Here is a 1,358-nt window from a genome sequence, read left to right on the forward strand (position 1 = left end):
GCATTACAGCTGGATCGGGCAACGATGGAATCGTCGGAGCGCAGAATGATACCTTGCTGAATGGTGGCGCAGGTATAGACACGCTGCAAATCGGCTCCAACTTCGCCAGCGTGAACGATACACAGATTGTCAAAATCTAGTGTGCGCCGTTGACCGGCTCAACAAAGCTTGATCTCAGTGCCCAAAGTGAGGGCTTCAAAATTACAGGCTCGTCGAGCACTGATATGATTGTCGGCGGCGCTGGCAATGATGCGACTAGTGGCTCGGGCGGAGGAGATGTGCTCATAGGTGGCGATGGAGGCGACCGCTTCGTCTTCCGGACCCAGAGCGATTCCACAGCCAGTAACTTCGACACGCTCAACGACTTCGTCACTGGCACGGATAAGTTCGACTTCGTCGCTTTCGGCCTCGCATCAACGAATGTTTTCCAGTCAAACGGCACCGCCGCTGCCGAGCAAACGGCGCCTTCAGCGAACTTCTTCCACGTCGGAGGCGTGACCTACGATGCTGTTTCGCAGTTTGTAGGTGCGAAGAATACTTTCGTCTACGTCGATCTCAATCATGACGGAAACTTCGACACCGGTTCAGATGCCGTGCTGAAGCTCGTAATCCCATGTGACGCTAACGGCTGGAGATTTCATTATTTGAACACGTTGGTGAACGCTCACGACGAAGCGGGTTCAGGCTGGAGACGTCAAGGAAGTACGGCCGCGACTCGTGCAGGTCGTGATCGCTTTGTGCGCCCCAAAAACCTCCGGATGCTTTCGCCGCGCGACCATCCGAACCATCCGCAGCTCTCAGGGTTGTCGTATGGTGCCATCAAAAAGCGGCTCTGATGGGTGAGTATGAGCGGCTGTCTGCCGGCCGACTTTGCAGTTGATCTGAAACTTGTAGTAAATTGACAACAAAAGAAATTATGGTAACCATTGTCTTACTAATGCGGTGACCGAGACATTCTATTGTCCCCGCAATTTGGCGCGTTGAGAATTGTGTAGAGCGCTCGTATGGGGAGGGTAGAATGGCGCTGCCGCCACCTGGAAATCTTTACGTTCACTTAAACAATGACGGTAAGATTGCTTACTCCATTGGTTATGACAACGATGCGGACGCCACGGTCCTGCGATTTCGACCTGATGGTAGTGAGGCTCCAGCAGGCAATTACAACAGCGCCCAAGATTTCGTTCGGATATCGCTCTATCCCGACGGTAGCATCCATAGCTATGAAAGCAACGGCAGCGATGGCAGTCATATTCTGCTTCAATTTGCGCCGGACGGCAGCGATACCAGCTTTGCCTTTGGACCTGGGGACGAGTTGAAGCGTGGTGCACTGCTTTCTTCTTCGGTGACATCGCCGAAGG

The 1,358-nt window shown here is 53.4% G+C and carries 2 protein-coding genes; both read left to right on the forward strand.

The genetic code is table 11. The annotated features are described in order from the left end of the window. The first annotated feature begins 149 nt into the window (after positions 1 to 149). Positions 150 to 836, forward strand: coding sequence for a M10 family metallopeptidase C-terminal domain-containing protein (locus tag AC1D06_RS42605; RefSeq protein WP_477991607.1), 687 nt, complete (start codon positions 150 to 152; stop codon positions 834 to 836). 182 nt (positions 837 to 1,018) lie between these two features. Continuing rightward, positions 1,019 to 1,358, forward strand: a 340-nt coding sequence (locus AC1D06_RS42610) for a hypothetical protein (protein WP_477991609.1), incomplete at its 3' end; no start/stop codon positions are given.

This window comes from Rhizobium sp. P2_G2, assembly GCF_056403555.1.